This is a genomic window from Arthrobacter sp. KUASC02 (genome assembly GCF_059739395.1).
In genome coordinates, this window is record NZ_AP046053.1 from 3877912 (window position 1) to 3903257 (window position 25346).

Genomic DNA, 25346 nt, shown 5'->3' on the forward strand with positions numbered 1-25346 from the left:
GCCCTGGACCCCTGGCGTCCTAGCGGGCAAAGCGCAGGGTGACCAGCTGGAACGGCCGCAGCGTCAGCTTTGCGGAGTCCTTGCCGGCAGTCACGCCCGGGTCCTCAACCGGACGCTCCAGCAGGTCCACCGCCTGCACTTCCCTGGCGTCAAAGTTTGCCGTCACCAAACCCTCGGACCGCTCCCCCAGCGACTCATAAAGCCGCACAATGACGTCGCCGGAACCGTCCTCCGCCAGCTTCACCGCTTCCACCACGATTCCCTGGTTGAACACGGTAAACAGCGGGCTGACGGCGTTGGCGCCCTTCACGATGCGCGGGGCAAGGTTGGTCCGGTAGCCCTCTTCCACGGCATCGGCGATGGCCGCCCCGGGCCTGATGGTCACCAGGAGCTCGTGCCGCCCGCGGTCGGCGCCGGGATCCGGATATTTGGGAGCGCGCAGCAGGGACGTGCGCACGGTGGTGGTGGTGCCGCCGTCGTCCCTCACGCTGCGGGTGACATCGTGCCCGTAGCTGGAGGCGTTGGAGACCGCCACGCCATAGCCCGGCTCTGCCACGTGGATCCAGCGGTGGGCGCAGATTTCGAACTTGGCCGCTTCCCAGGACGTATTGGTGTGGGTTGGCCGGAAGACATGCCCGAACTGCGTCTCCGATGCTGATCGGTCCGCGCGGACGTCCAGGGGGAAGCCGATCTTGAGCAGTTTTTCCCGTTCCTGCCAGTCAACGGAGGTCAGGATGCCCAGTGAGCCGGAACCGGCCTCCAGCGAAATCCGCTGGGTGATCGCTGATGTTCCGGCCAGCCGCTCCACCACCACGACGGCGTCCCAGCCGCCCCGCTCCAGCGTCACCGAATGCGCTTCGGTCAGTGAGGTGACGTTGCGGCGGTAGAACTCGTCAATGTCCCACGCGTCCCATTCGTTGGGCGTGTCGCGGTGGAGTTCCAAGTGGTTCCCGAACTGGCCGGGGGCAATCGCTTCCCGGCCGCTGGCATGGTCGATCAGCGAGGTCAGGAGTCCGTTGGAGTCCAGCACGGCCTGGATCACGCCGTTATCCAGGATGTATCCCCCGCTGGATTCGGTGACCGTCACCGGGTGGTCGCTGCGGACGGGTTCGGCGGCAGCCAGTGCAGGCACGCCGCTGCGTTCGTGCGGCGCGGCGTTGAGCAGGAACTCGCGGCTGCCCTCGCCGAGAACGGCACGGGCAGCGCCGGCAATGATGGACTCCAGGGCATCCGAGATGGCTGCGTAGTTCCGCTCCGCGTCCTGGTGGACCCAGGCAATGGAACTGCCGGGCAGGATGTCATGGAACTGTTGCAGCAGGACCAGCCGCCAGAGGCGTTTCAGCTCGGCTGCCGGGTAGGTGAAGCTGCCGTCAGTACGGACGGACGCGGTGGCGCACCAGAGTTCGGCCTCCCGGAGCAGGTGCTCGCTTCGCCGGTTGCCCCGTTTCGTCTTGGCCTGGCTGGTATAGGTTCCGCGGTGCAACTCCAGGTACATCTCCCCCACCCATACCGGCAGGGACGTGTATTCGGCCTGTGCCTGGCTGAAGAAGTTCGCGGCCGTTCCGATCCGCACCTTCGGGGACCCCTCGAGGTCGGCCGTGCGGTGGGCTGCTGCGATCATCTCCCGGGTGGGGCCGCCGCCGCCGTCGCCGTAGCCGAACGGGACCAGGGAGACAGTGCCGCGGCCGTGGTCCCGGTAGTTCCGCTCCGCATGCGCCAGTTCCCGCCCGCTCAGCTCGGAGTTGTAGGTGTCAACCGGCGGGAAGTGCGTGAACAGCCGCGTGCCGTCGATGCCTTCCCAGTTGAACGTGTGGTGCGGCATCCTGTTGACCTGGTTCCAGGAGATCTTCTGGGTCAGGAACCACTTGCTGCCGGCTGCCTTGACGATCTGCGGCAGGGCGGCGGAGTACCCGAAGGAATCAGGCAGCCAGGCTTCCCGGCACTCCACGCCGAACTCGTCCAGGAAGAACTGCTTGCCTTCGATGAACTGCCGGGCCATGGCCTCTCCGCCGGGCATGTTGGTGTCCGATTCCACCCACATGCCGCCGACCGGCACGAACTGGCCCGCTTTGACCTTCTCGCGGATGCGGCCGAACAGCTCCGGATAGAACTCCTTCATCCAGGCGAGCTGCTGCGCGGACGAACAGGAGAACACGAAATCGGGAGCCTCGTCCATCAGCGCCACGACGTTGGAGAATGTGCGTGCACATTTGCGGATGGTTTCCCGGACGGGCCACAGCCAGGCCGAGTCGATGTGCGCATGGCCCGTGGCCACCAGCTGATGGGCCGAGGCGTACGCCGGGCGGGAGAGTACCTCGGCCAGGGCTGCACGGCCGGCCGACGCGGTGCCGCTGACATCGTCCGGGTCCATGACGTCCAGCATCCGCTCCAGGGCGCGCAGGATCTCGTGGCGGCGGGGCAGTTCCATCGGCAGCTCGTGCATGAGCCCGCTGAGCGTCCAGACGTCCTGCTGAAGCTCCCAGACGGTCTGGTTGAGTTCGGCGATGGCGATGGTGCCCAGCCGGTATTTGGGTTCGCTTCCCGCTGTTTCCTTGTCCCCGTAGGGCATGGCTGCGAAGGTCCATCCCTGCGCGACGTCCGGGTTGGCAGCTGCCTCCACATAGAAGTCCACTGCCATTCCGCTTCCGAGGAGCTTCAGGGGGATGTACTGGTTCCGCGGCGAGATGGCCTTGATGATGGTGCCGTCCGGCCGCCACGCAATTCCCTCGCACTGGAATCCCGGCAGTTCGCGGGTGAAGCCAAGGTCCACCACGATCTCCACCGCGGTATCCGGAGCGGTCCCCCAGGAATCGGGCACTTCGCCCTGCAGCCTCAGCCACTTGGTGCTCCAGGGCTTGCCCCAGGCAGTTCCGTGTTCCAACGGGGCGAAGTCGTGGCGGAGGGCTTCCATGACGGAAACAGGCTCGTCCGGAACGTCCCAGCTGGTCAGGTTCAGCGGGACGCTGCGGGTGTACACCGCGGGGTCCACGCGTTCACGCATGAAGCGGTCAAGACGGACTTCCGTGATGCGGCGGTCGTCGTGCAATGTGGTCCTCTTTAATACCCGTGGTCTGGAAGCTGACGGCTGGCTCGCGGTATTGGCCTTGGCGTTGGCTTCAGCTTATGCGCAAGCCCTTGAACACTGCCGAAGGAGCGGATCGGCGCGTCCAATCGATGGATAAAATCTACTGTGCCGGGCCCGATAAACCAAGCACTTTGTCCTATCCGGGGACCGGAGCCGGTGCCTGGATCCGGTGATGCCCGGCATAAACGTTGAGGGTGGCGCCCCTGCTGAAGCCGGCCAGTGTCATGCCGCTGGCGTCAGCAAGTTCTACGGCCAGGCTGGATGGCGCACTGACGGCAGCGAGCACAGGAATCCCGGCGAGCGCCGCCTTCTGGACCAGTTCGAAGGAGGCACGGCCGGAAACCTGCAGCACGGTGCCCGCCAGCGGCAGCAGCCGTTCGCGGAGCGCCCAGCCCACCACCTTGTCCACGGCGTTGTGGCGTCCCACGTCCTCGCGCAGGCACAGCAACTCAGTGCCGCCGTCGTCGGTGATCCTGAAGAGGCCGGCCGCGTGGACCCCTCCGGTGGCGTCGAAGACGGCCTGCGCCTTACGAAGCTCGTCCGGGAGCCCGGCGAGCGTCTCGACCGGGACGGTCAGCGGATCACCGGCAGGGCTGAAATGCGATGACTTGCGGACGGCGTCGATGGAATCGGTGCCGCAGATGCCGCATGAACTGGACGTGAAGATGTTGCGGCCCCTCTCGGGGAGGACGACGTCCGGCCGCAACTGCGCCTCCACAACATTGAAGGTCTGAACGCCGTCCTCGTCCTCACCCGCGCAAAACCGCAGGGAGATGAGTTGCTCGGGGTCCCAGATGATGCCCTCGGACACCAGGAACCCGGCCACCAGGTCAAAATCGTCCCCGGGCGTGCGCATGGTGACGGTAAACGGGAGGGATCCCAGCCGGACTTCCAGCGGTTCCTCCACGGCAAGTACGTCTTCCCGGTGCCGCACGGGGAATGCGAGGGACTGCGGCGAACCGTCCAGGACGAACTTGTGAATTTTGCGGCGTTGCGTCATGCGGGCCACGATGCGCTCCTCTTTAGTGCGGGATATGACCATCATTGCAAGCCCGGACGGCCTTCACCAGCCGGGACCGTTTTAGCCGAGCAAAGCACTCCAGTCCACCGGACCGTCTGATGCGGCGGGCTTCCGCGGGGTCTTGCGGGGAGCCGCTTTGGCCTTCGCCGCGGCCGGTTCAGCCGCCGGGATCGGGGCACCCCACGGCAGGGCGAAAGCGGGCGCGGCCTCCCCCAGCTGGATGCCGTGCGGAGGTACAACCAGGACGCCGTCGGCAGCCGCAAGGCCGCGCATCATCCCGGACCCCGCATGCTGGGCAGGTGATGCCATGCCGTAGAGCAGCCTGAAAGGCATCAGCCGGGTCCTTCCCGGTTCAGCGTCGATCATCGTCCCGCAGGGTACCTCACTGATCGGCGGCAGCGACCCGTGGCCCAGCGCGGCCAGCAGCGGAGCCCCCACTGTGCAGAGCGCCATCATCGCGGCAAGGGGATTGCCGGGCAGTCCAAGGATGAAGCGGCCGTCCGGCAGTTCGGCGAGGACTGCCGGGTGCCCGGGCCGCATCGCGATGCCGTCGATCAACAGGCGGCCGCCGAGTTCCGCGACCGCGCGGCGGAGGTGGTCTGTCCCGGACCGGCCGGTGCCGCCGGTGGTGATGACGACGTCGGCAGGCGCCTCCTCCGCAGCGTCGTCTTCCAGGGCGGCGAGCCATTCGTCGTAGCTGTCACCGATTTTGTCCTGCCCGGCGCTGATGCCGCCCATCATCTCGACGACGGCGCCAAGCTGTGGTCCGAAGGTGTCGCGCACCTTACCCGGCGCCGGCAGGCCTGAGGTGACCACCTCGGAGCCCGTGAGCAGGATCCGCACCACAGGTTTTCCCTGGACGTGGAGGGAGTCGTGGCCGGCAAGCGCCGCGAGGGCCAGGTGGGCCGGGTTGAGTACAGTTCCGCTGGCGATCAGGACGTCGCCGGCCGCTGCTTCCTCGCCGGCTTTCCGGATGTGCTGGCCGTTCCTCGGTTCACCGGGCCGTGCCCCGCCGCCCAGGACCAGCACGGGGAGCCCTTCCTCATCCGTTGCCATGGCGCCGCTTTCGCTGCGGAGCACAGCCTTGGCACCAGGGGGAATCAGGCCGCCGGTGACGATGGGACTGGCCTGGTGGGGTGCCAACCGGTGGCCGGGCTCCGCGAGGATCCACGGCCCGCTTCCGTTGACCGCCCAGCCGTCCATGGCCGATGAAGCGTAGTGCGGCATGTCCTGGAGCGCGGTGACGTCCTCCGCAAGCGTCCGGCCGAGCGCGGTCCTGAGCGGCACCGGCCCCGGCGGGATCGGTGTTGCGGAGTCGAATGACGCCTGCCGCGCCTCCTGCCAGGTGTGCGCCAAATGGGTGTGGCCGGTGTCGGCAGTACCGGTTTCGGCAGTCCCCGTTTCCGCGGTGCCGGGACCCTCGGAGGGTTCCCCGTTTTCAGGTACGTCGCTGGCGGCGTCCCCGCCGCCCGGCGGCGCAGCCGTCATGCGCCGGGGTTCCCGCTGCTGACGGCCGGTCCGTCATCGGGCTGCGGCGTGGCCGCGGCGGAATCCGCCGCGGCGTAATCCATCGCCAGCGCCCGCGCCACGCCCATGGCGGCCTGCATTGAAACCGCGTCCGGGGCCTGCCCCGAACCAGACGCCATACCCGCCGCGAAGCCGGCGATGAACGTGGTCAGCGGCGCCGCAGGACGGACCACAGAGTGGGCCGCAACCCCGGCCAGCGCCAAGACTTCATTGACGTCCACCTCGACGTCCTCCAGCTCGAAGGCTTGCAGCAATGCCCGGCACCAGTCCTCCAGCGTTTCGTCCTGGCTTTTCACCGTTGCCTCCAAACTCAAATTCAGTTGCAGTACCACCGCCCGGTCCCACCAACGGTGGCTTATGACCCCTGGCGGGATACCCCTAGCGCGGTGGCATCGTCCCAGGTATCCACATCGTCCGTGGCACCGGCGGGGACGGTAACAGTCCGCACGTCAAGCCTAGCAAGGAGGGCGAAGACTGAAGCGCCTGCCAGGCCTCCACTCTCCCCCAGTTCGTTCACGGCACGTTGTAGCGCAGCTGTGCCATAAAAACCGGCAAGCGGCTGTCTGCGGCCATCAGGCGAAGCGGACATGACTCCCGCGGAGCCGGCCGCGGCGCTGCTGTCCTCCGCCAGGGCGAGCAGAAGTGCGGCAACGGCCTGGTCGGCTTTGGGCATGTCACAAGCCAGGATCAGGGTCGTCGCTGCGCGCAACGGACCGCGTGCGCGGTCCAGGGCGGCCAGGCCGGCGCCTATGGCCGCCGCCGGGCCGGCAAACGCGGGTTCCTCCCGGCATGACAGGACACCGGCGGGCAGTCCGCCGGGATCGGGTCCCACCACCACCGCCGCTTCCGCCCCCGCGGCTGCCGCGAGCGACCGCGACAGGAGGGTGGCGCCGTCGTACACCAACTGGGACTTGGGCACGCCACCCAGGCGCGATGACCGCCCGCCGGCCAGTATTAAGGCATCAAACTCCACAGTGCCAGCCTAGCCATGCAGGCCGACACCGCGTAACCGTGCAGCCTTAGGAACCGTGCAGCCTTAGGAACCGTGCAGCCTTAGGAACCGTGAAACCTTAGGCGGCGGATTCGGGCAGGAGGAAAGGGTCCCACGCGGGCGTGGGCTTTTCCAGTTCCTTGATCTGCCAGATGGTGCCGTGCGGAGGCGCGGGGACGAACCTGAGCTTCCAGCCCATCTCGGCGGGCGTGTGGTCGCCCTTCACGTTGTTGCACCGAAGGCAGGCGGCCACCAGGTTCTCCCAGGAATCGGCACCGCCCCTCGATTTCGGGTGGACGTGGTCAATGGTGTGTGCTGCCTTCCCGCAGTAGGCGCAGCGGTGGCCATCACGGCGCAACACGCCCCGGCGGCTCACAGCAGTGATGGTGTTGTACCGGGGCCGGATGTAGCGGTTCAGGAGTATCACGGACGGACGGCCCAGGATCTCCTGCGGCCCGACGACAGGATCGTCGCCTTCGGCCACTACGCTAGCTTTTCCGGTCAGCACAAGAACCAGCGCCCGGCGGAAGGTCACAACCGCCAGCGGTTCATATCCAGCATTAAGAACGAGAGTGCGCATGCACATACCTCTTCACGGCCGCACCCGTCAGGGGCTCGAGGGCCGGCTGCCCTCTGCTTGTCCGGGCTATGGATCGACAACACAAGAGTAAACACTCAAGTGGCCTATCGCCGAATCGGCTCATTACCATAGACTCCGTGTCGGCAAAAATTCACCTGCCGGAAACGCAAAAGGACCCCTGCCCGAAGGCAGGGGTCCTTTTGTTACGCGTGAACCGGGGTATTAGCCGCCGACGCGGATGAAGACCGGGCCGGAGCCAACGTTGACGCTGAACAGCGAGGTGGTTCCACCGTTCCAGCCGCCGTGGACGGCCTGGCCGTTGCCAACGTAGACAGCGATGTGGGCCATGCCCATGCCGCCGTTCTGGTAGTACGCGAGGTCGCCCGGCTGTGCCTCAGCGGCGCTCACGGTGCGGCCCAGGGACAGGTAGCCTGCCGGCCAGCCGTGGTAGTTGACGCCAACGGCTGCAAGCGCGTTGGTGGCGAGGGCGGTGCAGTCCTGTGCGACACCCAGCTGGGCGTAGGCGGCAGCGGCAATCGCGGCACCGTTTCCGCTGGCGGCGGCGGGGGCTGCAGCTGCAGGGGCGGCCGGGGCCGACACGGTCGCGGCAACGGCAACCGGAGCAGCCTCGGGAGCAGCTTCCTGAACCTCAACGACGGGCTTGGGAGCCTCGACGACCGGAGCCGGGGAGGTGGAGACAGCCGGCTTCTCGAAGGAGATGGCGATGCTGGAAGCGGCCGAGATGTTGGCCGGAGCAGAGGACTGCACTTCCAGGGTGGAAGCAGAGGTTGCTTCGCGCTGAACGTTGGTGTCGGCAGCGTTGGCTGCGATACCGCTGGTCAGGACCAGGCCGGAAGCTGCAGCGATAACCGCAGCCTGACGGCCCATGCCGCCGGCGTTGTCGCCGACAGCCTTGGCAATGACAGCAAGCGAGTTGGTTTTGGTAACCTCGGCGCGGTGCCGTGCGATCGCACGAGTAGTCATTATTTCTCTCTTTCGTTTTCCTCAGACTGCGTGGCAGGCCGCGGTTTTTGGACGCTCCGGCATCTTGGGGGTAAGCCGGAACGGCCCGAACAGGTTTATTTAGCGAAGAACGCGCGCTTCAGCGACGGGAAACCCGTGATGGAGCGAAGCGCCGCGTGTTCTAGCGAAGCGTGTAGAACGCGGAAGTGCCCGTGGCGGACACAGCGTGCAGGATCGTGCCCTGCGACGGGTTCAGCGCGCTGATCATCATGCCGTTGCCGACGTAGATGCCAACGTGCGCACCGCCGTTTTGCATGACCAGGTCGCCCGGCGCCGGGGTGGCGGTGGGAGTCATGGCGGTCCATGCATTGGTGCGGGGGATGCTGATGCCGGCCTGGGCGTAGACCCACTGGGTGAAGCCTGAGCAGTCCCAGCCGCTGGGGGTGGTGCCGCCCCAGACGTAGGCGCTGCCAATACCGGTGTACGCGATGGCGGCGAGGCCCGATGCTGCTGCAGAGGAGGCGGCGTCGGCAAGCTTGCCGGCCTTTGCTTCCCCGTCAGCTGCTGCGGAGGTCTCGCTGGCGTCGGCACCGGTGGACTGTGCCCGGACGGTTTCAATCTTGGGCGCTGCCGTCGTGGTGACGGACGGACGCTCGAAGGAAACAGTCGCTGTCGGTTCAGCGGTTACGGCCAGCTGGGCTGACTGAGAGCCGGACTCCGTCGAAGCGGAAACACCCAGGTTGGTATCGGCGGCATTTGCCGGCATGCCAACACTGAGGATCAGTCCGGACGCAGCTGCGATCACAGCCGCCTGGCGACCTACGGTCCCGGCGTTGGCAGTAACAGCCCTGGACACGGAGTTCAACGGGTTCGTACGAACCGTTTGCGCACGGTGGCGCGCAGAAGTGTTGCGTGTAGACACGAAGGTAGCCTCTCCCAATGCCTACGAGGTGAGCTGTCGGATTCGGATGGGAGTCACCCGGCCGCTCGGCTTCCTGGGAAGCTTTTGCGACTTAACCCCAAGGTCTTCTTGCGAAGACCAAAATTGGTTCCCCCGCCTCTGCCAGACGATGTCATGCGAACGGACCTTGAGCGGTGGCAGAGTTAGGCAATCCACTCAAGAGCGCCAACTTCGGAAAAGTTGGCGTGCTCTAAACGGTACAGGAATTCCGAACGAATGTCACATTCAGGTCACGGCATGTCACAGGAATGCGAGAGCGACCCATCGTTTGGGTCAGAGCCAGCCGGTGGGGTCGACGACTTCGCCGTTGACCATTACTTCGAAATGGAGGTGGCAGCCGGTGGAGGCGCCGGTGGTCCCGCTGAGGGCCACAACCTCGCCTCGGCTGACCTTCTGGCCGACCTGGACGCTTGACGACGAAAGATGGTTGTACGTGGTTTCGAGGCCGTTGCCGTGGTCGATCACCACGCGGTTGCCGCCGCCGTAGGGGTGCCAGCCGGTGAACGTGACCGTTCCGCTGGCGGCAGCCAGGACGCTGGTGCCACACTGTGCCGCATAGTCCTGGCCCCGGTGGAACTCACCGGCTCCGCCGGTTATCGGGCTGACCCGGAAACCGAAGGGCGACGCGGAAACCAGGTGTTCCAGCGGTGCCCCAAGGCTCCCGGCGGAAGCCGCGCGGGTGATGGTGCCCGCGGACTGCGCGCTCAGGAGCTGCTTGAGCTTGCCGTCGGGATCGCCCTTGGTGGCAACGTAGGTGCGGTTGAAGTCGATTTTGGCGCCGGCAGCGGCGGAAACCTCCGGCTGCGCCGCAACCGAAGCGGCCACGCCGGCATTCCCGGTGTCCGCAGTGGACATCATGGGGCCCGTCGACGGGACGGTCACGGTGAGCACCAGTCCGGTGGCGGCCAGGGCCATGCCGGCCTTCTGACCCACGCCGCTCGCCGAAGCGAACTCCGTCACCTGGCTGAACAGGCTGCGGCGCCGGCGTGCATCACGGTGCGCATCGCGCGGCCTGACCGTCATAACGGCTTCGGCCACGGGGTACTCCGAAGCGGGACCGGTCGCCCTGCGGCGGCCCCTGACGGTCTGCGTGGTCAAGAATTATCCTCTCTGGAGAGCCTGCGAAGTTAGCTGTCGGATTCGGGTCAGAGAGTGCAAAGACCCGGTCCGCCATTGCAAGGCATCCGGCACAGGTGTCCCTAGGGAATCCTTCGTCGGAGGTGACTTGCCGCTGACGGACTTCACCCCAAGGCCGTTTTCAACGGCCGATTGTGGTTCCTCCGCCTCTGCCAGGAGATGGTTCTGACACTGATCCGCTGGCAGAGCTCGGCTTCGGATCAGGTAACGCTTTTGTATCGGCGCTAGTGCTCAACTATAGGCGATTAATCAGCGCGGTAATAATTCCGTTATCTGGGTCTCAGTACGTTGTAGGTGGTCCTACAAGGAGGCGGTTAGCTGACCGTAACAAACACGTGGGCCGCAACCTCGGGCGGCAGCTCCAGCGCGCCTTCGATCTCGGGCACACGCACGGAGATGTATTCGCCGACGCGCTCCAGGGCCAGGGACGCTCCGGGCCGGATTCCGCCTTCATCCAGCTGCACCAGCAACTCCGGCTCAACCTGGATGGGTTCGGCCAGCCTGCTCACGGTGATACGTGAGTCGGCCCCGTACGCGGTCATGGCTTCAAGGAGGTTGACCACACCGTCGGTGAAAGCGGGAGTCGGCTGACCGCCGAGCGCCGCCAGTCCCGGAATGGGATTGCCGTAGGGGGAAACGGTGGGGTGGTTGAGGAGTTCAAAGATGCGACGCTCCACCCGCTCGCTCATGACGTGTTCCCAACGGCAGGCTTCGTCATGGACATATGCCCAGTCCAGTCCGATCACATCGGCCAGGAGCCGTTCCGCGAGGCGGTGTTTGCGCATGACTTCGGTGGCGCGTTTCCGGCCGGTTTCAGTCAGCTCAAGGTGCCGGTCCCCCGAAACAACCACCAGCCCGTCACGCTCCATCCGCCCGATGGTCTGCGAAACGGTGGGTCCGGAGTGGCGCAGCCGTTCGGCAATCCGGGCGCGGAGAGCCACGATGTTCTCTTCCTCAAGCTCCAAGATTGTCCGAAGATACATCTCCGTGGTGTCGATCAGATCGGTCATCCAGCTCAGCTCCTCGAGCACAGTCCTTGCGTCAGTCCCACCGTACCGCGCAAAGGCTTCCACGTTGGCCTCGGCGGGGTGGACCTGCATCCACCAACCAGCCGCTGGGAAAAGCCCCACGGGATCAGCCAGGCCGGCTTCGCGACCCACTGTACGACAGCATCCAGCTTAGCCTATTTTGAATTACTCCGGATAATCTTCAGCGTATCGCTCTGACCTGCCGCCGGGATGTCTCAGTGACTGGACTATGACGGATGCCGTTCCCTCCCCCGCAGGCACGTCAGGCAGAATATAGGGGATTCCCCTGCAGGAACCCGTGCACTGCCGGGCCCACGTCCACGCCGGAAACCACGTCCACGCCGATAAATTGGAGCCATTGTGAGTGACACCAGCATCACTATCCCCGCCAACCTCCTGCCCAAGGACGGACGGTTCGGCGCCGGGCCATCAAAGGTCCGCCCCGAACAGATCGAAGCACTGTCTGCCGCCTCTGCCACCCTCCTCGGCACGTCGCACCGCCAGGCCCCGGTGAAGAACCTGGTGGGATCTGTCCGCAGCGGCCTCAGCGAATTTTTCCGCGCCCCCGAAGGCTACGAAGTCATCCTCGGAGTGGGCGGCTCAACGGCGTTCTGGGACGTCGCGGCGTTCGGACTGGTGGACAGCAAGGCCCAGCACCTCTCGTTCGGCGAATTCGGCTCCAAGTTCGCCTCGGCTACGAATAAGGCTCCGTTCCTGGACGCCTCCTCCATCATCAAGGCCGAGCCCGGGACGCGGCCGGTAGCCGCCGCGGAGGCGGGCGTGGACGTCTACGCCTGGCCGCAGAATGAGACCTCTACAGGCGTGGCAGCACCGGTCAAGCGGGTTGCCGGCGCGGATGAAGGATCGCTTGTCCTGGTGGACGCCACCTCGGCTGCCGGCGGCCTGGACGTCGATGTCTCGGAAGCCGACGTGTACTACTTCGCCCCGCAGAAGAACTTCGCATCCGACGGCGGCCTGTGGCTGGGGCTTTTCTCCCCCGCGGCCCTGGAACGCGCCGCCCGGATCAAGGCAAGCGGCCGGTGGATCCCCGATTTCCTGGACCTGCAGACCGCCATCGACAACTCACGGCTCAACCAGACGTACAACACCCCGGCGCTGGCCACCCTGGTGACCCTGGACGCCCAGGTGCAGTGGCTGAACGCCAGCGGCGGTCTTGAGTTTGCCGCGGCACGGACCGCCGATTCGGCCGGCCGCATCTATGACTGGGCGGAGGCCTCCGAATACGCCACGCCGTTCGTTGCCAAGGCAGAAGACCGCTCCAACGTGATCGCCACCATCGACTTCGATGATTCGATCGATGCAGCCGCAATTGCCAAGGTCCTGCGCGCCAACGGCATCGTGGATACCGAACCGTACCGCAAGCTGGGCCGCAACCAGCTGCGCATCGCCACGTTCGTGGCGATCGACCCGGACGACGTTTCGGCCCTCCTCTCCAGCATCGACTACGTCGTGGGAGAACTGCGGAAGTAGGAAGTCAGCTGCTGCTGACGCGTTAACGTCCGACGGCGTCGTCCGGGTTTGGTCCCGGACGACGCCGTCGTCGTTAAGTGCTCTAGTCGGTCTCGCGGGCGGAGCCGGATTGTTCCTCCGGTGCGTCACTGTCGTCGTCGGAATCGTCGTCGGTGTCGTCGTCGGAATCGTCGGAATCGTCGGAATCGTCGTCAACGGAGACCGCGGCGCCGTCGCCGGAGCCCGCCGGGGCAGTGTCCTGGGCGTCGGCGTCCACAACAGGCGCCTCCGCGTCCTGTTCATTTTCCTGGGCATCCTCGGGGCGCACCCGTTCAGCCCAGGGCACCCACTCCGGCGCGAGGATGGAATCCTCCGAAGGCAGCAGGCCAAGTTCGTTCACCGTGACGACCTTGGAGCGGGAATTGCGGGTGAGCACCGCGTACCACTGCCACCCCTGGTACCCGGCCAGCTTGGACTCGAAGAGATGAGTGACAACGCGGTCCCCTTCACTCTTGGCACCTAGGTGCTGTCCGATCTGTTCGGCCGGGGCGATGCCCTCCACTGCAGCCCGGGCAAAGTCCACGGCTGCAGCGAGCACCGCATCCGGTTTTCCGACGCGCCACACGGGGACGCCGGCACGGGGCTTGGACGCCGGTTTGGGGGTGCTCTGGTCAGGTTGGGAAGTCATGTGGATGCCTAAGCGTCCAGCTCGTCGGCAACCTTACGGAGGGCGGCTGCAATCGCCTTGGCCTTGTTGCCTTCCGGGTACTTTCCGGCGGACAGCGTCCCGGACAGGTTGTCCAGCACGGTCACGAGGTCCTGGACGAGTGGCGCCAGGTCCTTGGCGCTGGGACGCTTTGCCTTCGCGATGGACGGGGTCTTGTCCAGCACGCGCAGCCCGAGGGCCTGGGCTCCCTTGCGGCCGTCGGCCACACCGAACTCCACGCGCGTGCCGGCTTTGAGCTCCGTTACACCCTCGGGCAGGGCGGATTTGGGCAGGAATACTTCCTGGCCGTCCTCACCTGCGAGGAATCCGAAGCCTTTTTCCTTGTCATACCACTTGACCTTGCCGGTAGGCACGTAATCAACCTTCTTCGTTCTGGACTTCCTGTGACACGGCCGGCGGCCACCGCATCCGCACTGATATGCGGGTTCAGGGTATGGCTGCCCGGACCATGTTGGTCTGTATCTTCAAGGTTATCCTGCCGGGACCCGGATTCCCGCTTTGCGGCACGGGCTCAGCCGGGCTGTTAGCGTTACTTCCATGACACCCTCCCGCTACCGGCGGCCCCTGATGATAGTTGCGGCGGTTATTGCTGTCTTTTCGCTGGCTGCCGTGGGCGCCGTCATGGCCATCGCCTTTGGCGGCAGTGCCGCCCCGGTGTGGGTGACATCCCTGGCCCTGTACGGCCTGCCGCTGGCGTTCCTCCTGATGATATTCCTGGTGATCGACGGCGTCGCCGCCCGCCGCCGGGCAGGAAAGTCCGGCGGGCGGTAACGTTGGACTGATGTCCTTTATTCGCGCGCTCAGCAAGGAACTGGAGGCACGCAGCGACGACTCGTTGCGGGCCCTGTTCTCCGCGCGGCCGGACCTGGTCTCACCCAACGTTCCGGACTTTGCGGCCCTCGCGGCGCGGGCCAGCGCCAGGGTCAGCGTGCAGCGTGCACTGGAGCGCCTGAACCGGCCGCAGATGCAGGTCCTGGAGACGCTTCACCTCTGCACCAACACGGACACAGCCCACAGCGCCTCTGCCGCCGGACTCAAGAAACTCATCCGCGGCGCATCGCTGTCCGCCATCGAACGGATCCTGCACTCCCTTGAAGAACTCGCCCTCGTGCACCGCGCCGAGCCCCCGCACGGTATCGCACTGCCGGCAGGGGCCCGCCAGCGCTACTACCTTCCGGTAGGAAGCCTCCGTGACGTCGTAGGGATATATCCGGCGGGACTGGGCAGGAGTTACACGGAACTTGTCCGGCTGCAGCCGGCCTTCGCCCAGCGCGTGGTGCAACTGGTGGGCGAACTGCACCACAGCGGCGCCTCCATCCACCCCGCCACAACACCCATGGAAGCCGCCCTGTCATTGCAGCATTGGACAGCCACGCCCGAGGCCCTGGAACGGCTCCTCGCCACCGCCCCGGAGCGCACCACGGCGCTCCTGGCCCGTTTCGGGAACTGGGCCATGGGCGCGGTGCCCCAGGCCCAGCGGCGGGCTTCCGTCCTCAATGAAGGCCCCGACGTCGGCCCTGTTGACTGGCTCCTGGCGAGGGGCCTGCTGGTACCGCTGGACGCCGCCCACGTGGAGTTGCCGCACAGCGTGGGGATCGCCCTCCGCGGCGGGGCCGTGATCGAGGACTTCACGCTGACTCCCCCGGTGCCCAGGCTAGGACAGACCACAGCGGCGCTCCGGCGAAATGCCGCCTTGGGCGCCATTGCCGAAACCCTCCGCCTGACGGGAGAGCTCCTGTACAACGTGCGCGAGCAGCCCCTCGTCACGTTGCGGAGCGGGGGCGTCGGCGTCCGCGAGATGAAACGCCTGGCGGACGCACTCCGGATCGACCTTCACGCCGCCGGCCTGCTGGTTGAACTCTGCGCCCTGGCCGGCCTTCTCCGGCTGGACGTTGACAGCTCCGCCTGGGTGCAGCCGGAACAGCTTGAGTGGCTTACGCTGCCGCGCCAGGAACAATGGCTCTGGCTCGTGAATGCCTGGCTGGCCAGCGAACGTGCCCCGTCGCTGGTGGGCCAGCCAGTCACCGGTCCGGGCGCGGGGGCCGCCCCGCACCGTGCGGCGGCGGGCACCACCATCAACGCGCTGTCGGCTGAAGCCCAGCGGCCGGACGCGCCCGTCATCCGGAAGAGGATCCTGGAAATCCTCAACGAACTGACGGACGAGGCCGCTGAGGCCGACGGCAAGGCGCCGGTGCTGGACGCAGCCGCGGTGCTGCAACGGGCAGAGTGGACCCAGCCCCGGATGGCACGGCGCTTTAGTTCGCTGATCCGCGGCGTCCTGGCCGAAGCGGAGATGCTCGGCCTCATCGGTTCGGGCGCGCTGAGCCAGTTGGGCTCGGCCATCGCCGCGGAGCGTCCCGATGAAGCGCTGGATATCCTGGGGGAACATCTCCCGGCCGCCCTCAACCACGTGTTGCTGCAGGCTGACCTCACTGCCGTAGCGCCGGGGTACCTGGCGCCCGAGTTGAGTGAGAAGCTGCTGGTGATGGCCGACGCCGAAGGCCAGGGTCCCGCGACGATCTACCGGTTCTCCGTGGCGTCCGTCCGCCGGGCGCTCGACGCCGGCCACGACGCCGGCAGCATGTTGCGTTTCCTGCGCGAGCACTCTGCCACCGCTGTACCGCAGCCACTCGAATACCTCGTGGAGGACACCGCGGCCAGGCACGGCAGGCTGCGGGTGGGCGTGGCGTCCAGCTTCATCCAAAGCGACGACGAGGACGCCCTGCTCGAACTCGTCAAGGAATCCAGCGCGTCCGGGCTGGGGCTGGTGCGCATTGCGCCCACAGTCCTGATTTCCCGCGCGGGCACCAAGGAAACCGCCCAGGTCCTGCGTGCACTCGGTTTATCACCGGCCGTCGAGGAGGCTGAGTCAGGGCTGATCCGGCTGCGCCGGACCACCGCCGTTCCGGGCAGCGGGCGTCCTGTGTACAGTGCGCCGCGGACCGCACCGGCAGAGGCCGACGTCGACGCCCAGCTGGCGATTCTCCGCAGCCACGGAGCCGCCCATGGACCGAACGGCAACGGAAGCCACCGCCCGGCGTCGGGGGCAACGGGAGAGGAAGCAACGCAGCTCGGGCTCGAAACCCTGCAAAAGGCCATCCGGCTCCGGCAAGCAGTCGTAATGAACGTGGTGGACAGCCAAGGGAATTCCAGCAGGGAAACGGTTGTTCCGGTCTCTGTGAACGGCGGCCGGGTGAGGGTCTTCGACCCCGCACGCGAAACCGAACGCGTGCTCTCGATCCACCGGATCACCGACATTGAGGCGGAAGAGGGATCCTAGCAGTGACCAGCACCCCACAAACCAGCGGCATCAGGGCCTGGGCGCCGTGAACGACGGGCCACTGATCGTCCAGAGCGACAAAACCATCCTGCTCGAAGTGGACCATGAGCTTGCCACCGAGGCCAGGCACGCCATCGCCGCCTTCGCCGAACTGGAGCGCGCGCCGGAACACGTGCACAGCTACCGCCTGACTCCGCTGGGGCTGTGGAACGCCCGCGCCGCCGGACTGGACGCAGAACGCGTGCTGGACACCCTGTTGAAGTATTCGCGCTTCCCGGTGCCGCATTCCCTGCTGATCGACATCGAAGAAACGATGTCCCGCTACGGCCGGCTGCGGCTGGAAAAAGACCCGCAGCACGGGCTGGTGATGCGGACCAGCGATTACCCCGTGCTCGAGGAAGTCTGCCGTGCCAAGAAGATCCAGCCCCTTCTCGGCCCGCGCATCGACGGCGAGACCGTCGTGGTCCATTCCTCGCAGCGCGGGCAGCTGAAGCAGCTGCTCCTCAAGATCGGCTGGCCTGCCGAAGACCTGGCGGGCTACGTGGACGGCACGCCGCACCCCATCATGCTCAACGAGTCCGGCTGGAAGCTCCGGCCGTACCAGAAACTGGCCACGGAGAACTTCTGGGCCGGCGGCAGCGGCGTCGTCGTACTCCCCTGCGGCGCCGGCAAAACGCTGGTGGGTGCGGCGGCCATGTCCACAAGCTCCACCACCACGTTGATCCTGGTGACCAACACTGTGTCCGCCCGGCAGTGGAAGGACGAGCTCGTCAAGCGGACCTCGCTGACGGCGGACGAGATCGGTGAGTACTCCGGCTCGGTCAAGGAAGTCCGCCCGGTCACCATAGCGACTTACCAGGTCCTGACCACGAAACGGGGTGGGCTCTACCCCCATCTGGAACTGGTGGACGGCCACGACTGGGGCCTGATCATCTACGACGAGGTCCACCTGCTGCCGGCACCCATCTTCCGGATGACGGCCGATCTCCAAGCCCGGCGCCGGCTCGGATTGACCGCAACCCTGGTGCGCGAGGACGGCCGCGAAGGCGAAGTCTTCAGCCTGATCGGGCCGAAACGCTACGACGCGCCGTGGAAGGACATCGAAGCCCAGGGCTACATCGCCCCGGCTGACTGCGTGGAAGTCAGGGTGGATCTTCCCCACGACGAACGCGTTGCGTACGCCATGGCGGAGGACGCCGACAAATACAGGCTCTGTGCCACGTCCGAAACCAAGACCACGGTGGTGGAGCAACTGGTGGAACAGCACCGCGGTGAGCAGCTCCTGGTCATCGGCCAGTACATCGACCAGCTGGACGAACTGGGCGAACGGCTCCAAGCCCCCGTGATCAAGGGCGACACGTCCGTGAAGGAGCGCCAGAAGCTGTTCGAAGCCTTCCGGGCAGGCGAAGTGAAGACCCTGGTGGTTTCCAAGGTGGCGAACTTCTCCATTGACCTTCCGGAAGCTTCGGTGGCCATCCAGGTGTCCGGCTCGTTCGGTTCCCGGCAGGAGGAAGCCCAGCGACTGGGCCGGCTCCTGCGCCCCAAGCAGGACGGCCGCGCTGCGCGGTTCTACTCACTGGTGGCACGGGATACGCTCGACCAGGACTTCGCGGCGAAGCGCCAGCGGTTCCTGGCCGAGCAGGGCTATGCCTACCGGATCATGGATGCCAAGGACGTGGGACGGAATCCTTCGGCCACCTGATGCGGCAGCCGCCGGCCTCCGCGGAACCCTGTCCCGTTAGGGTCCCGCGGCCGAACGTCACCCGCGGGTGGCAGTCAGCTGATCCCCCACGATCCGTCCCGTTCCGTGGTTCCTGTCCGCGGGTCAAGCTGCGGTGCCTGATAGGCGAGTTCGCCGCCGCTGCGGCCACCGAACGGACGTCCGTGGTCCGCGAACTCCTCCCGGAAATAGGCAAGGCACCACTGCCCCATCTGAATCCGGGCGCCCGTGCGAAGAACGGACTCACCCGTGGATGCGACACTGCCTGTCACCCTGCCGTGCGGCACCAGTACGTACTCGTCGTCCGCGTTGTGGACTATTTCCGCATGGAGCCCGTCCAGCCCGTCCAGTTGGACGTCCGAGGACCCGTCACTGCCGATCCTTACGATTTCCCTGCTCAGTGTGTATTCGCGGGGCACCTGGCCGTTCCACGTTGCCGAGTCCTGGACGAAGATGAGCCGGGGCCGGCCGCTTCCCCGGCTGTGGTGGGTGGTGGTGGCACGGCGGACGATGCTCCGCCTGACTGTCGGCATCAACGGCAGCGGAGTCTGCGGGGGCAGCAGCGAGAACCGCGGCGCGCGCCGTCCGCGTTTCATGAGTGGCGCCAGGGCGCCGAGCTTCCCCAGCTTGATGTGCGGCGAGCGCGTAATGAGCCGCTGCGACGCCGGGCTGGCGACGGCTCCGAGGCTCACGATGTGGCCGTCCGGACCGTCAACCACCACTGAAAGCCCCCGCTCCGCAAGGGTCTTCGCCAGCGGCCGGATGTCATCCAGCGACGGCATGCCGCCGGAACCGAACGGCTCAAGGCCGTCCACGGCAATTCGCACTTCGGTGCCGCCGGCCTGTGCTGTTCCCCGCGTTACGGCTCCGGACCCATCGGTATAGGAAAAGTCCAGATCCATGTCGAGGCGGAATCCGTTCACGTCCGGATCAGCTCCGGTTCTCGTCTGACCCCGAAGCATCGTTGTCACTGGTGGTCACCCGGAGGCTGCCGTTGAGCTTCCAGGTGGCGCGAGGGGCGTCCGGGCCGATGTCGCGCGGAACCTCCACCGTCATGTCGATGAAGTTGTAGTTGATCGCGGCGCCCTTGCCGGTCAAGTAGGACCACATTTCCTCAGCCAGGTCTGCCCAGTCGCGGATGCTGCGGTCGGCCGTGCGGGTACTCTCGGGCGCTTGTATTTCCGTCATGGTGGTTGTTCCCCTTCATTGGGTGCCGCATGAACGATTGGTCCCGAATCCTCATGGACTCAGTGCGCCCACTCTAATACCGGCCGGTAGCAGGGGAAACCCTCCGCGGCCCGAACGAATTAGCCGCAAAAAGGGTTCCCCTCAGTCCGTGGCCGCGAGCAGGTCCAGGACAAACCGCGCCATGTCCGCACGCGCGGCCACCAGGGCCCGGAGCGCGTCTGAGTCCTGCTCTGCCAGCTTCTGGGTGGGGATTGCGGACAACCCGGTGAAGACGGCCATCGATGCCGCGTGGCCCCGCCTGACGGACGCCTCCTCGACGTCAGCCCCGGCATCGGCCAGGCCGGCGCAGTACGCCTCCAGGCACAGCGGTCCCAGCCGGTACAGCTCGGCCCCGCCCATGACGCCCTGGTTGACCCAGCCGGAGAGCAGCTGGCCCAGGTCGAAGCCACAACAGGCCAGGCCGAACCGCCCCCAGTCGATAACCGCGAACGACGCCGCGGCGGTGCCGGCGGGCAGGGACTCCACCAGCAGGTTTTGCGGACTCGCGTCACCATGGGCGGGAAGCTGGGGCAGGGCGGTCATTTCCTCCACCAGCGCGAACGCTCTGTCCGCCAGGTCCCGAAGGCCCGCGACCAGAGCGGCATCAGCGGCAGGAGCCACCGCCGGGTGCCGCCACAGGGAGTCGCTCTGGATCGCGGGGATGAAGACGTTGGCGCCCACACCCTCCACGAAGAACCGGAGCGCGCCGGGAGTGCTGGCATCCGGGATGGCAGCGACGCATTCCCTCGCCTCGGAGCTTCCCGACAGCCTGCCAAGGAATCTGGCTGCATCCACGAAACACCGGTCCGTCCAGCCGGCCGCCGCGACCTCGGCGACGTCCTCCATCCAGATCGCCGTGCGCTGGTTGTCGAGTTCCGCGATCTTGAAAACCTCGGGAAGCCGACCGCCCTGCGGCATCACCGAGCCGAGCGCCGAAGCGTAGACCTGCGCCTCGGTGCGCCACAGATAGTTGGCGGCGAGGGCAGCACGGAATGGCGGCGGCACCTGCCCGATGCCCTGCCACAGCAACGGCGACTGGATAACCTTGACCACCATGCTGAAGCGGGCGACGCCGACCGTGTTACTAGCGCCGGCACAACTGGTGCGGGCTGTTCCGCCGACCCGCCAGAGCCCTCCGGTGGTCATGTTGAACATGGGGAACTCGATTGCGTCGGCCCGGGCACCCAGCAGCTCCACGTCCCGCTCCCCGAGGGCGGCAGCGGCCAGCAGTGCCAAGTCATCGGGCTCCGCCCCGGCAGCACCCAGGGCATCCATGTTTTCGAGCAGTGGCGCCTTCATGGATTACCCCTCGGTAGCCGGGCGGCCTCTGGAAAGGCCTGAGACCAAAAATGGTAAAGTAACTTTATGATTGATGTCAATGAGTTCCAGGCAGACGCGCCTCCCCAGCACATCGCCGCCCTGCTTGCAGGGGCCTTCGACTCCCTCCGGGCTGAATTGAACGCGCGGACCCTCCCTGGACTCCGGCCCTCGCACTACCGCGTTATGTCCCTCATTCCGGGCGGCGGCCTGAGGTTGTCCGAACTCGCCGAGCGGGCCGCAATCACCAGGGCCGGAATCGGCCAGTTCATGAAGTACCTGGAGAATCTGGGATACGTGGCGCTCCGGCCAGACCCCTCGGACAGCCGGGCAAAAATCGTAAGGCTGACGCCTTCGGGGACCTCCGCCGTCGAACTTTCCACGGCAATCATTGCCGAGACCGAAACGCGCTGGGAGGCGGCGCTGGGGACCGGGCGGTACCGGGAACTGCGCCGGTCACTGCAGGAAATTGGCCGGCTTGCGCCGCCACCGGCAGCCTAGTGCCGGGTTCCACACATGGGACACTCAACATTCATTCAGAAAACTCCCAGATTCTGGGAGCATCATGGGAGGTATGAAAAAGAACGGTCCCGAAGCCAAGCTGCTCGTCGTCGATGATGAACCAAACATCCGCGAGCTGCTCTCCACCTCCTTGAGGTTCGCAGGCTTCGAGGTCGTCTCGGCCGGCAACGGACGCGACGCCCTCGCCGCCGCCGAGCTCCATGCCCCCGACCTTGCGGTGCTCGACGTCATGCTCCCGGACATGGACGGCTTCACGGTGACCCGCCGGCTGCGCGCCTCAGGCAAGCACTTCCCCGTCCTGTTCCTCACGGCCAAGGACGACACCGAGGACAAGGTCACCGGGCTCACCGTCGGCGGCGACGACTATGTCACCAAGCCCTTCAGCCTGGACGAGGTGGTGGCCCGGATCCGCGCCGTGCTGCGGCGCACCCAGCCCCTGCTCGACGACGACGCCGTCATCCGCGTGGACGACCTCGAGCTCGACGACGACGCCCACGAGGTGCGCCGCGGCGGCACCGTCATTGAGCTCTCCCCCACGGAGTTCAAGCTCTTGCGCTACCTGATGCTGAACCCGAACCGGGTCCTCTCCAAGTCCCAGATCCTGGACCACGTCTGGGAATACGACTTCAACGGAGACGCGTCCATCGTGGAGTCCTACATCTCCTACCTGCGGCGCAAAGTGGACATCGACCCCGATGCCCCGGCGCTCATCCAGACCAAGCGCGGTGTGGGCTACGTACTTCGGACAGCCGAAAAGCGCTGACCTTGCTGCACCGTTGGAAGTCCGCCTCGCTGCGTTCCCAGCTGGTGGCCATCATGATGGCGCTTATGCTGGTGGCCTTGGCCGTGACCGGTTCGGGAACACTAACCCTCCTGCACAGCTATCTGCAGGGCCAGGTGGACGACAAGCTCAAGGTCGCCGTCAATTCGGTCAAGCAGCAGCAGTCCTTCAACCAGCTGCTGCAACAGAATCCGAACATTCCCACCGACTACTCCCTCATGCTCCTGCGCCCGGACCAGGACCCGTTCCCGTTCGGCGGCAACAAGGACTCGCATCCGGACATCGAAAGCCTCTCCCCGGCCGAAGCCAACAGGCTCGACCTCGCCCCGTTCCAGGTCCGCGGCACCGACGGGCGGAACTGGCGCGTCGTGGCACTGCCTGTAGTTGACGGCAACCAGCGCAACGCCGTCGTCATCATCGGCCTGTCGCTGGCCCCGGTGGACTCGGTGGTGGAACACGCTTCACTGGTGGTGGTGGGAGTGGGCTTCCTGACCCTGGTGCTGGCCTTCTTCATTGCCACTTGGACAGTGTCCAGGTCCTTCCGTCCGCTGGCCCGCGTGGAAAGGACCGCCGCGGCCATCGCCGCCGGTGACCTTTCCCGCCGCGTCGATGTGGAGAATCCGGCCACCGAAGTGGGCCGGCTGGGCGGCTCCCTGAACGCGATGCTCAGCCACATTGAATCCGCCTTCGCGGCCAGGCTCGCCTCGGAAGAGCGGATGCGCCGCTTTGCCGCCGACGCTTCCCATGAACTCCGCACTCCCCTGGTGACGATCCGGGGGTTCTCCGAGCTCTACCGCCAGGGCGCCCTGACCAAGGACGAGGACGTGGCCATGGCCATGGGCCGGATTGAGAGCGAGGCCAAACGGATGGGCTCCATGGTGGAGGACCTTCTGCTCCTCGCCCGGCTGGACGAGCAGCGCCCCCTGCAGCAGAAGCCCGTGGATCTGCTGCTTCTCGCCAACGACGCCGTGGTGGACACCCAGGCCAGCGACCGGGACCGGACGATTTCACTGACAGGCCTCGACGGCGGACCGCCCTCCCCCGCGCCGATGCTGGGCGATGAGGCCAAGCTGCGCCAGGTGGTGGGCAACCTGATGGGAAACGCCCTGCGCTACACCCCGGCCGGGACGCCCATCGAGCTCGCCGTCGGAGTGCGCACCGGCGAGGCGGGCCAACGGTTTTCCGTCATCGAGGTGCGCGACCACGGCGCCGGGATCCCGGAGGACGAAGCGTCGCGGATCTTTGAGCGCTTCTACCGGGCGGACACCTCCCGGACCCGGGAAACGGGCGGCAGCGGCCTCGGCCTGGCCATCGTTGCTGCCATCGTGGGCTCACACTCGGGGTCCGTCCGCATGGTCCCCACGGACGGCGGCGGCGCCACGATGGTGGTCAGCCTGCCGTTCCGGGACGAGGCAGCCGAGTATTTAGGCAGTAAGAACGACGGCTCAGGCAGTAGGAACGACGGCGGCGAAGCCGGCGAAGTTGTCCACATATAGGCAGCGGATGTGGCGCGGCTTTCCGCCAGTTTCCTAGGCTCGACGTAGCGGTCCGAACACCCCGGTCCGTCCGCAGGCTTGACCCGGCTTGCGAACAGCGTCGAAGGGCAATCACCATGAGCATCATCTCCGTAGATACCGAACTGCTCCAGCTCAAATCAGCCAACGTGAAGGCCACGGTTGACCGCATCAGCGCGGACGTCCAGGCCATGAAGCGGGGGCTGGATGAGCTGCAGGGCACGTGGCGCGGATCGGCGGCCACCAACTTCCAGGCGCTGATCACCGAGTGGACCATCACGCAGGGCAAAGTGGAGGCTTCGCTCGCCTCGATCAACATGGCCCTGACGTCAGCGGCCGCCACGTACGCCCAGGCAGAGCAGGGCAATACGCAGCGGTTCAGCTGATTCACGGGCTCAGCTGAAGCGGGCTAAGCCTCCGGGGTTCCCTGGTGGAAGCGCAGGCGCCACTGGGTGCCGTCCAGCACCCAGAGCGAACTGCGCAGCGACGATCCCGACCGGTCCTTACTTCGGTACGTCAGCAGGACCGCCTGCGGTCCCACCCGGTCGGCGCCAATGATCTCCAGTTCGGCGGCAGTGCCCGGGCTCTCCTCGAGGGCCATCATCATGGCATCGCGTGTCCAGAACCGGCCCGAGCTGCCGATTTCCGTAAACTCCGGATGCAGCAGCACGCCGGTGCGCCCGATGTCGGCGCGGGTGTCGGGGCTGAGCAGTTCCCGTTCCAGTGCCTCAACGACGGCTTCGGGAGCTGCGTCCGGGCCCGGCTGCGCGAAGGGGTCCGTCTCCAGCTCACTGAATAGGTCCGGCTCGGTGAAAAGGTCCGGCTGGTTGCGGCTTCCGGCCAGGGTGAGGGATTCCTGGCGCTGCGGCACCCGGGGCGCGGCCTGTGTGGAGGCGCCTCCCTCGGGGACAATGCCGGCGCGGACAAAACCCGGTCCCGACCGTACTGCAATGCCCTGCTGATAGGAGGTTGCCGCAGCGCGCGCCCGGTCGTCGGCGGCCTCGTTGAGATCGTGCCCGGCGTGGCCCCGGACCCATTCGAAGCGGTACTTGCGTCCAGTCAGCGCCTGGTCGATTTCCCGCAGGATCTCCACGTTCAGGACCGGCTTGCCGTCAGCCTTCCGCCAGCCCTTGCGCTTCCAGCCGGGCATCCACTTGGTGACCGAGTTGATGACGTATTGGCTGTCGCAAAGAATATGCAGCTCCTCCTCGGGGAGGTGCGCGGTGCAACGGAAAAGATCCAGCACGGCCATCAGCTCGCCCTGGTTATTCGTGCCGTGCGGCCACCCGCCTGCCCGCCAGCAGTCGTCGTTCACATACCAGGCCCATCCGGCCGGGCCGGGATTTCCTAAAGCCGAACCGTCGGCTGCTGCAGTAATCGTCACCGCACTATCCTGCCAGACCTGCCCGACATTGTGGCTTTCGGTGATGCACGGCCACGGCGGACGGTGGCTGCACCAGTGTCCGTGCGAACGTCCTTCCGAACGCAAAAGTGC

General features: G+C 66.3%; 24 protein-coding genes and 2 riboswitches. Of the genes, 8 read left to right on the top strand and 16 right to left on the bottom strand.

Annotation, left to right across the window (positions count from 1 at the left end):
* Positions 1–19: 19 nt before the first annotated feature.
* The 10 genes from AC6JAC_RS17810 to AC6JAC_RS17855 all read right to left on the bottom strand — a co-directional run bounded on the left by AC6JAC_RS17810 (position 20) and on the right by AC6JAC_RS17855 (position 11275).
* Positions 20–3046, bottom strand: coding sequence for an alpha-mannosidase (locus AC6JAC_RS17810; RefSeq protein WP_497965816.1), 3027 nt, complete (start codon positions 3044–3046; stop codon positions 20–22).
* 175 nt (positions 3047–3221) lie between these two features.
* A complete protein-coding gene (gene fdhD / locus AC6JAC_RS17815; RefSeq protein WP_497965818.1) occupies positions 3222–4094 on the bottom strand; it encodes a formate dehydrogenase accessory sulfurtransferase FdhD in 873 nt (290 codons plus the stop codon).
* A 72-nt stretch (positions 4095–4166) separates the two neighbouring features.
* The gene (locus AC6JAC_RS17820; RefSeq protein WP_497965820.1) at positions 4167–5594 is read right to left on the bottom strand and encodes a molybdopterin molybdotransferase MoeA; all 1428 of its coding nucleotides are present in this window, start codon (positions 5592–5594) and stop codon (positions 4167–4169) included.
* Positions 5591–5929 (bottom strand): DUF6457 domain-containing protein, encoded by a 339-nt coding sequence (locus AC6JAC_RS17825; protein WP_028271303.1) that lies wholly within the window; start codon positions 5927–5929, stop codon positions 5591–5593. The genes AC6JAC_RS17820 and AC6JAC_RS17825 overlap by 4 nt, the downstream gene beginning before the upstream one ends.
* Positions 5930–5988: 59 nt before the next feature.
* A complete protein-coding gene (gene mobA / locus AC6JAC_RS17830) occupies positions 5989–6606 on the bottom strand; it encodes a molybdenum cofactor guanylyltransferase (RefSeq protein ID WP_497965822.1) in 618 nt (205 codons plus the stop codon).
* Positions 6607–6703: 97 nt separating this feature from the next.
* Positions 6704–7204 (bottom strand): HNH endonuclease, encoded by a 501-nt coding sequence (locus tag AC6JAC_RS17835; RefSeq protein ID WP_028271305.1) that lies wholly within the window; start codon positions 7202–7204, stop codon positions 6704–6706.
* Between the two features lie 222 nt (positions 7205–7426).
* Positions 7427–8188: an NlpC/P60 family protein gene (locus tag AC6JAC_RS17840; RefSeq protein WP_028271306.1), complete on the bottom strand. Its 762-nt coding sequence runs from the start codon at positions 8186–8188 to the stop codon at positions 7427–7429.
* Between the two features lie 160 nt (positions 8189–8348).
* Complete coding sequence (locus AC6JAC_RS17845) at positions 8349–9023, bottom strand: C40 family peptidase (RefSeq protein ID WP_028271307.1); 675 nt, start codon at positions 9021–9023, stop codon at positions 8349–8351.
* 70 nt (positions 9024–9093) lie between these two features.
* Positions 9094–9253, bottom strand: a riboswitch (cyclic di-AMP (ydaO/yuaA leader).
* A gap of 148 nt (positions 9254–9401) precedes the next feature.
* Positions 9402–10226, bottom strand: a complete 825-nt coding sequence (locus AC6JAC_RS17850) for a M23 family metallopeptidase (RefSeq protein WP_497965825.1) — start codon at positions 10224–10226, stop codon at positions 9402–9404.
* A gap of 3 nt (positions 10227–10229) precedes the next feature.
* A riboswitch (cyclic di-AMP (ydaO/yuaA leader) is annotated at positions 10230–10440 on the bottom strand.
* Between the two features lie 139 nt (positions 10441–10579).
* Positions 10580–11275, bottom strand: a complete 696-nt coding sequence (locus tag AC6JAC_RS17855) for an iron-dependent transcriptional repressor DtxR (RefSeq protein WP_028271309.1) — start codon at positions 11273–11275, stop codon at positions 10580–10582.
* A gap of 378 nt (positions 11276–11653) precedes the next feature.
* Between AC6JAC_RS17855 and serC the strand changes: the two genes are divergently transcribed.
* Positions 11654–12784 carry a phosphoserine transaminase gene (serC, locus tag AC6JAC_RS17860; RefSeq protein ID WP_028271310.1) on the top strand — a complete coding sequence of 377 codons (1131 nt, stop codon included), beginning with the start codon at positions 11654–11656 and terminating at the stop codon, positions 12782–12784.
* Positions 12785–12866: 82 nt separating this feature from the next.
* Here serC and AC6JAC_RS17865 read toward each other — a convergent pair whose 3' ends face one another.
* Positions 12867–13451 (bottom strand): DUF3027 domain-containing protein, encoded by a 585-nt coding sequence (locus tag AC6JAC_RS17865; RefSeq protein ID WP_497965827.1) that lies wholly within the window; start codon positions 13449–13451, stop codon positions 12867–12869.
* Positions 13452–13459: 8 nt separating this feature from the next.
* Positions 13460–13843, bottom strand: coding sequence for a cold-shock protein (locus AC6JAC_RS17870; RefSeq protein ID WP_011690655.1), 384 nt, complete (start codon positions 13841–13843; stop codon positions 13460–13462).
* Positions 13844–14027: 184 nt separating this feature from the next.
* Here AC6JAC_RS17870 and AC6JAC_RS17875 point away from each other — a divergent pair, with 184 nt between their 5' ends.
* The 3 genes from AC6JAC_RS17875 to AC6JAC_RS17885 are packed head-to-tail and all read left to right on the top strand — an operon-like array spanning position 14028 to position 18472.
* Positions 14028–14261 carry a hypothetical protein gene (locus AC6JAC_RS17875; protein WP_028271312.1) on the top strand — a complete coding sequence of 78 codons (234 nt, stop codon included), beginning with the start codon at positions 14028–14030 and terminating at the stop codon, positions 14259–14261.
* A gap of 10 nt (positions 14262–14271) precedes the next feature.
* Entirely contained in the window at positions 14272–16770 is a 2499-nt protein-coding gene (locus tag AC6JAC_RS17880) for a helicase-associated domain-containing protein (protein WP_497965830.1), read from the top strand.
* Positions 16771–16816: 46 nt separating this feature from the next.
* Complete coding sequence (locus AC6JAC_RS17885; RefSeq protein ID WP_028271314.1) at positions 16817–18472, top strand: DNA repair helicase XPB; 1656 nt, start codon at positions 16817–16819, stop codon at positions 18470–18472.
* A gap of 74 nt (positions 18473–18546) precedes the next feature.
* Here AC6JAC_RS17885 and AC6JAC_RS17890 read toward each other — a convergent pair whose 3' ends face one another.
* The 3 genes from AC6JAC_RS17890 to AC6JAC_RS17900 all read right to left on the bottom strand — a co-directional run bounded on the left by AC6JAC_RS17890 (position 18547) and on the right by AC6JAC_RS17900 (position 21016).
* Entirely contained in the window at positions 18547–19413 is an 867-nt protein-coding gene (locus AC6JAC_RS17890; RefSeq protein ID WP_497965832.1) for an FHA domain-containing protein, read from the bottom strand.
* A gap of 7 nt (positions 19414–19420) precedes the next feature.
* A complete protein-coding gene (locus AC6JAC_RS17895; protein WP_028271316.1) occupies positions 19421–19678 on the bottom strand; it encodes a hypothetical protein in 258 nt (85 codons plus the stop codon).
* Between the two features lie 141 nt (positions 19679–19819).
* On the bottom strand, positions 19820–21016 hold the full coding sequence (locus AC6JAC_RS17900) for a phosphotransferase (protein WP_497965834.1): 1197 nt from the start codon (positions 21014–21016) through the stop codon (positions 19820–19822).
* A gap of 66 nt (positions 21017–21082) precedes the next feature.
* Here AC6JAC_RS17900 and AC6JAC_RS17905 point away from each other — a divergent pair, with 66 nt between their 5' ends.
* From AC6JAC_RS17905 to AC6JAC_RS17920, 4 genes are all read left to right on the top strand, one after another.
* Entirely contained in the window at positions 21083–21535 is a 453-nt protein-coding gene (locus AC6JAC_RS17905; protein WP_497965836.1) for a MarR family winged helix-turn-helix transcriptional regulator, read from the top strand.
* Between the two features lie 73 nt (positions 21536–21608).
* Positions 21609–22319: a response regulator transcription factor gene (locus AC6JAC_RS17910; protein ID WP_028271318.1), complete on the top strand. Its 711-nt coding sequence runs from the start codon at positions 21609–21611 to the stop codon at positions 22317–22319.
* A gap of 2 nt (positions 22320–22321) precedes the next feature.
* Positions 22322–23833 carry a sensor histidine kinase gene (locus tag AC6JAC_RS17915; RefSeq protein ID WP_454697692.1) on the top strand — a complete coding sequence of 504 codons (1512 nt, stop codon included), beginning with the start codon at positions 22322–22324 and terminating at the stop codon, positions 23831–23833.
* Between the two features lie 116 nt (positions 23834–23949).
* Positions 23950–24237 carry a WXG100 family type VII secretion target gene (locus tag AC6JAC_RS17920; protein ID WP_028271319.1) on the top strand — a complete coding sequence of 96 codons (288 nt, stop codon included), beginning with the start codon at positions 23950–23952 and terminating at the stop codon, positions 24235–24237.
* A 23-nt stretch (positions 24238–24260) separates the two neighbouring features.
* Here the strand turns inward: AC6JAC_RS17920 and AC6JAC_RS17925 are convergent, their stop codons facing one another.
* Complete coding sequence (locus AC6JAC_RS17925) at positions 24261–25235, bottom strand: ribonuclease HI family protein (protein ID WP_028271320.1); 975 nt, start codon at positions 25233–25235, stop codon at positions 24261–24263.
* Between the last annotated feature and the right edge of the window lie 111 nt (positions 25236–25346).

Coding starts and splice junctions, on each gene's coding strand:
- AC6JAC_RS17840 (WP_028271306.1), bottom strand. CDS start 8,188: ATGACTACTCGTGCGATCGCACGGCACCGCGCCGAGGTTACCAAAACC.
- AC6JAC_RS17900 (WP_497965834.1), bottom strand. CDS start 21,016: ATGAAGGCGCCACTGCTCGAAAACATGGATGCCCTGGGTGCTGCCGGG.
- AC6JAC_RS17920 (WP_028271319.1), top strand. CDS start 23,950: ATGAGCATCATCTCCGTAGATACCGAACTGCTCCAGCTCAAATCAGCC.
- AC6JAC_RS17910 (WP_028271318.1), top strand. CDS start 21,609: ATGAAAAAGAACGGTCCCGAAGCCAAGCTGCTCGTCGTCGATGATGAA.
- AC6JAC_RS17835 (WP_028271305.1), bottom strand. CDS start 7,204: ATGCGCACTCTCGTTCTTAATGCTGGATATGAACCGCTGGCGGTTGTG.
- AC6JAC_RS17880 (WP_497965830.1), top strand. CDS start 14,272: ATGTCCTTTATTCGCGCGCTCAGCAAGGAACTGGAGGCACGCAGCGAC.
- AC6JAC_RS17875 (WP_028271312.1), top strand. CDS start 14,028: ATGACACCCTCCCGCTACCGGCGGCCCCTGATGATAGTTGCGGCGGTT.
- AC6JAC_RS17905 (WP_497965836.1), top strand. CDS start 21,083: ATGATTGATGTCAATGAGTTCCAGGCAGACGCGCCTCCCCAGCACATC.
- AC6JAC_RS17865 (WP_497965827.1), bottom strand. CDS start 13,451: ATGACTTCCCAACCTGACCAGAGCACCCCCAAACCGGCGTCCAAGCCC.
- AC6JAC_RS17820 (WP_497965820.1), bottom strand. CDS start 5,594: ATGACGGCTGCGCCGCCGGGCGGCGGGGACGCCGCCAGCGACGTACCT.
- AC6JAC_RS17895 (WP_028271316.1), bottom strand. CDS start 19,678: ATGACGGAAATACAAGCGCCCGAGAGTACCCGCACGGCCGACCGCAGC.
- AC6JAC_RS17855 (WP_028271309.1), bottom strand. CDS start 11,275: ATGACCGATCTGATCGACACCACGGAGATGTATCTTCGGACAATCTTG.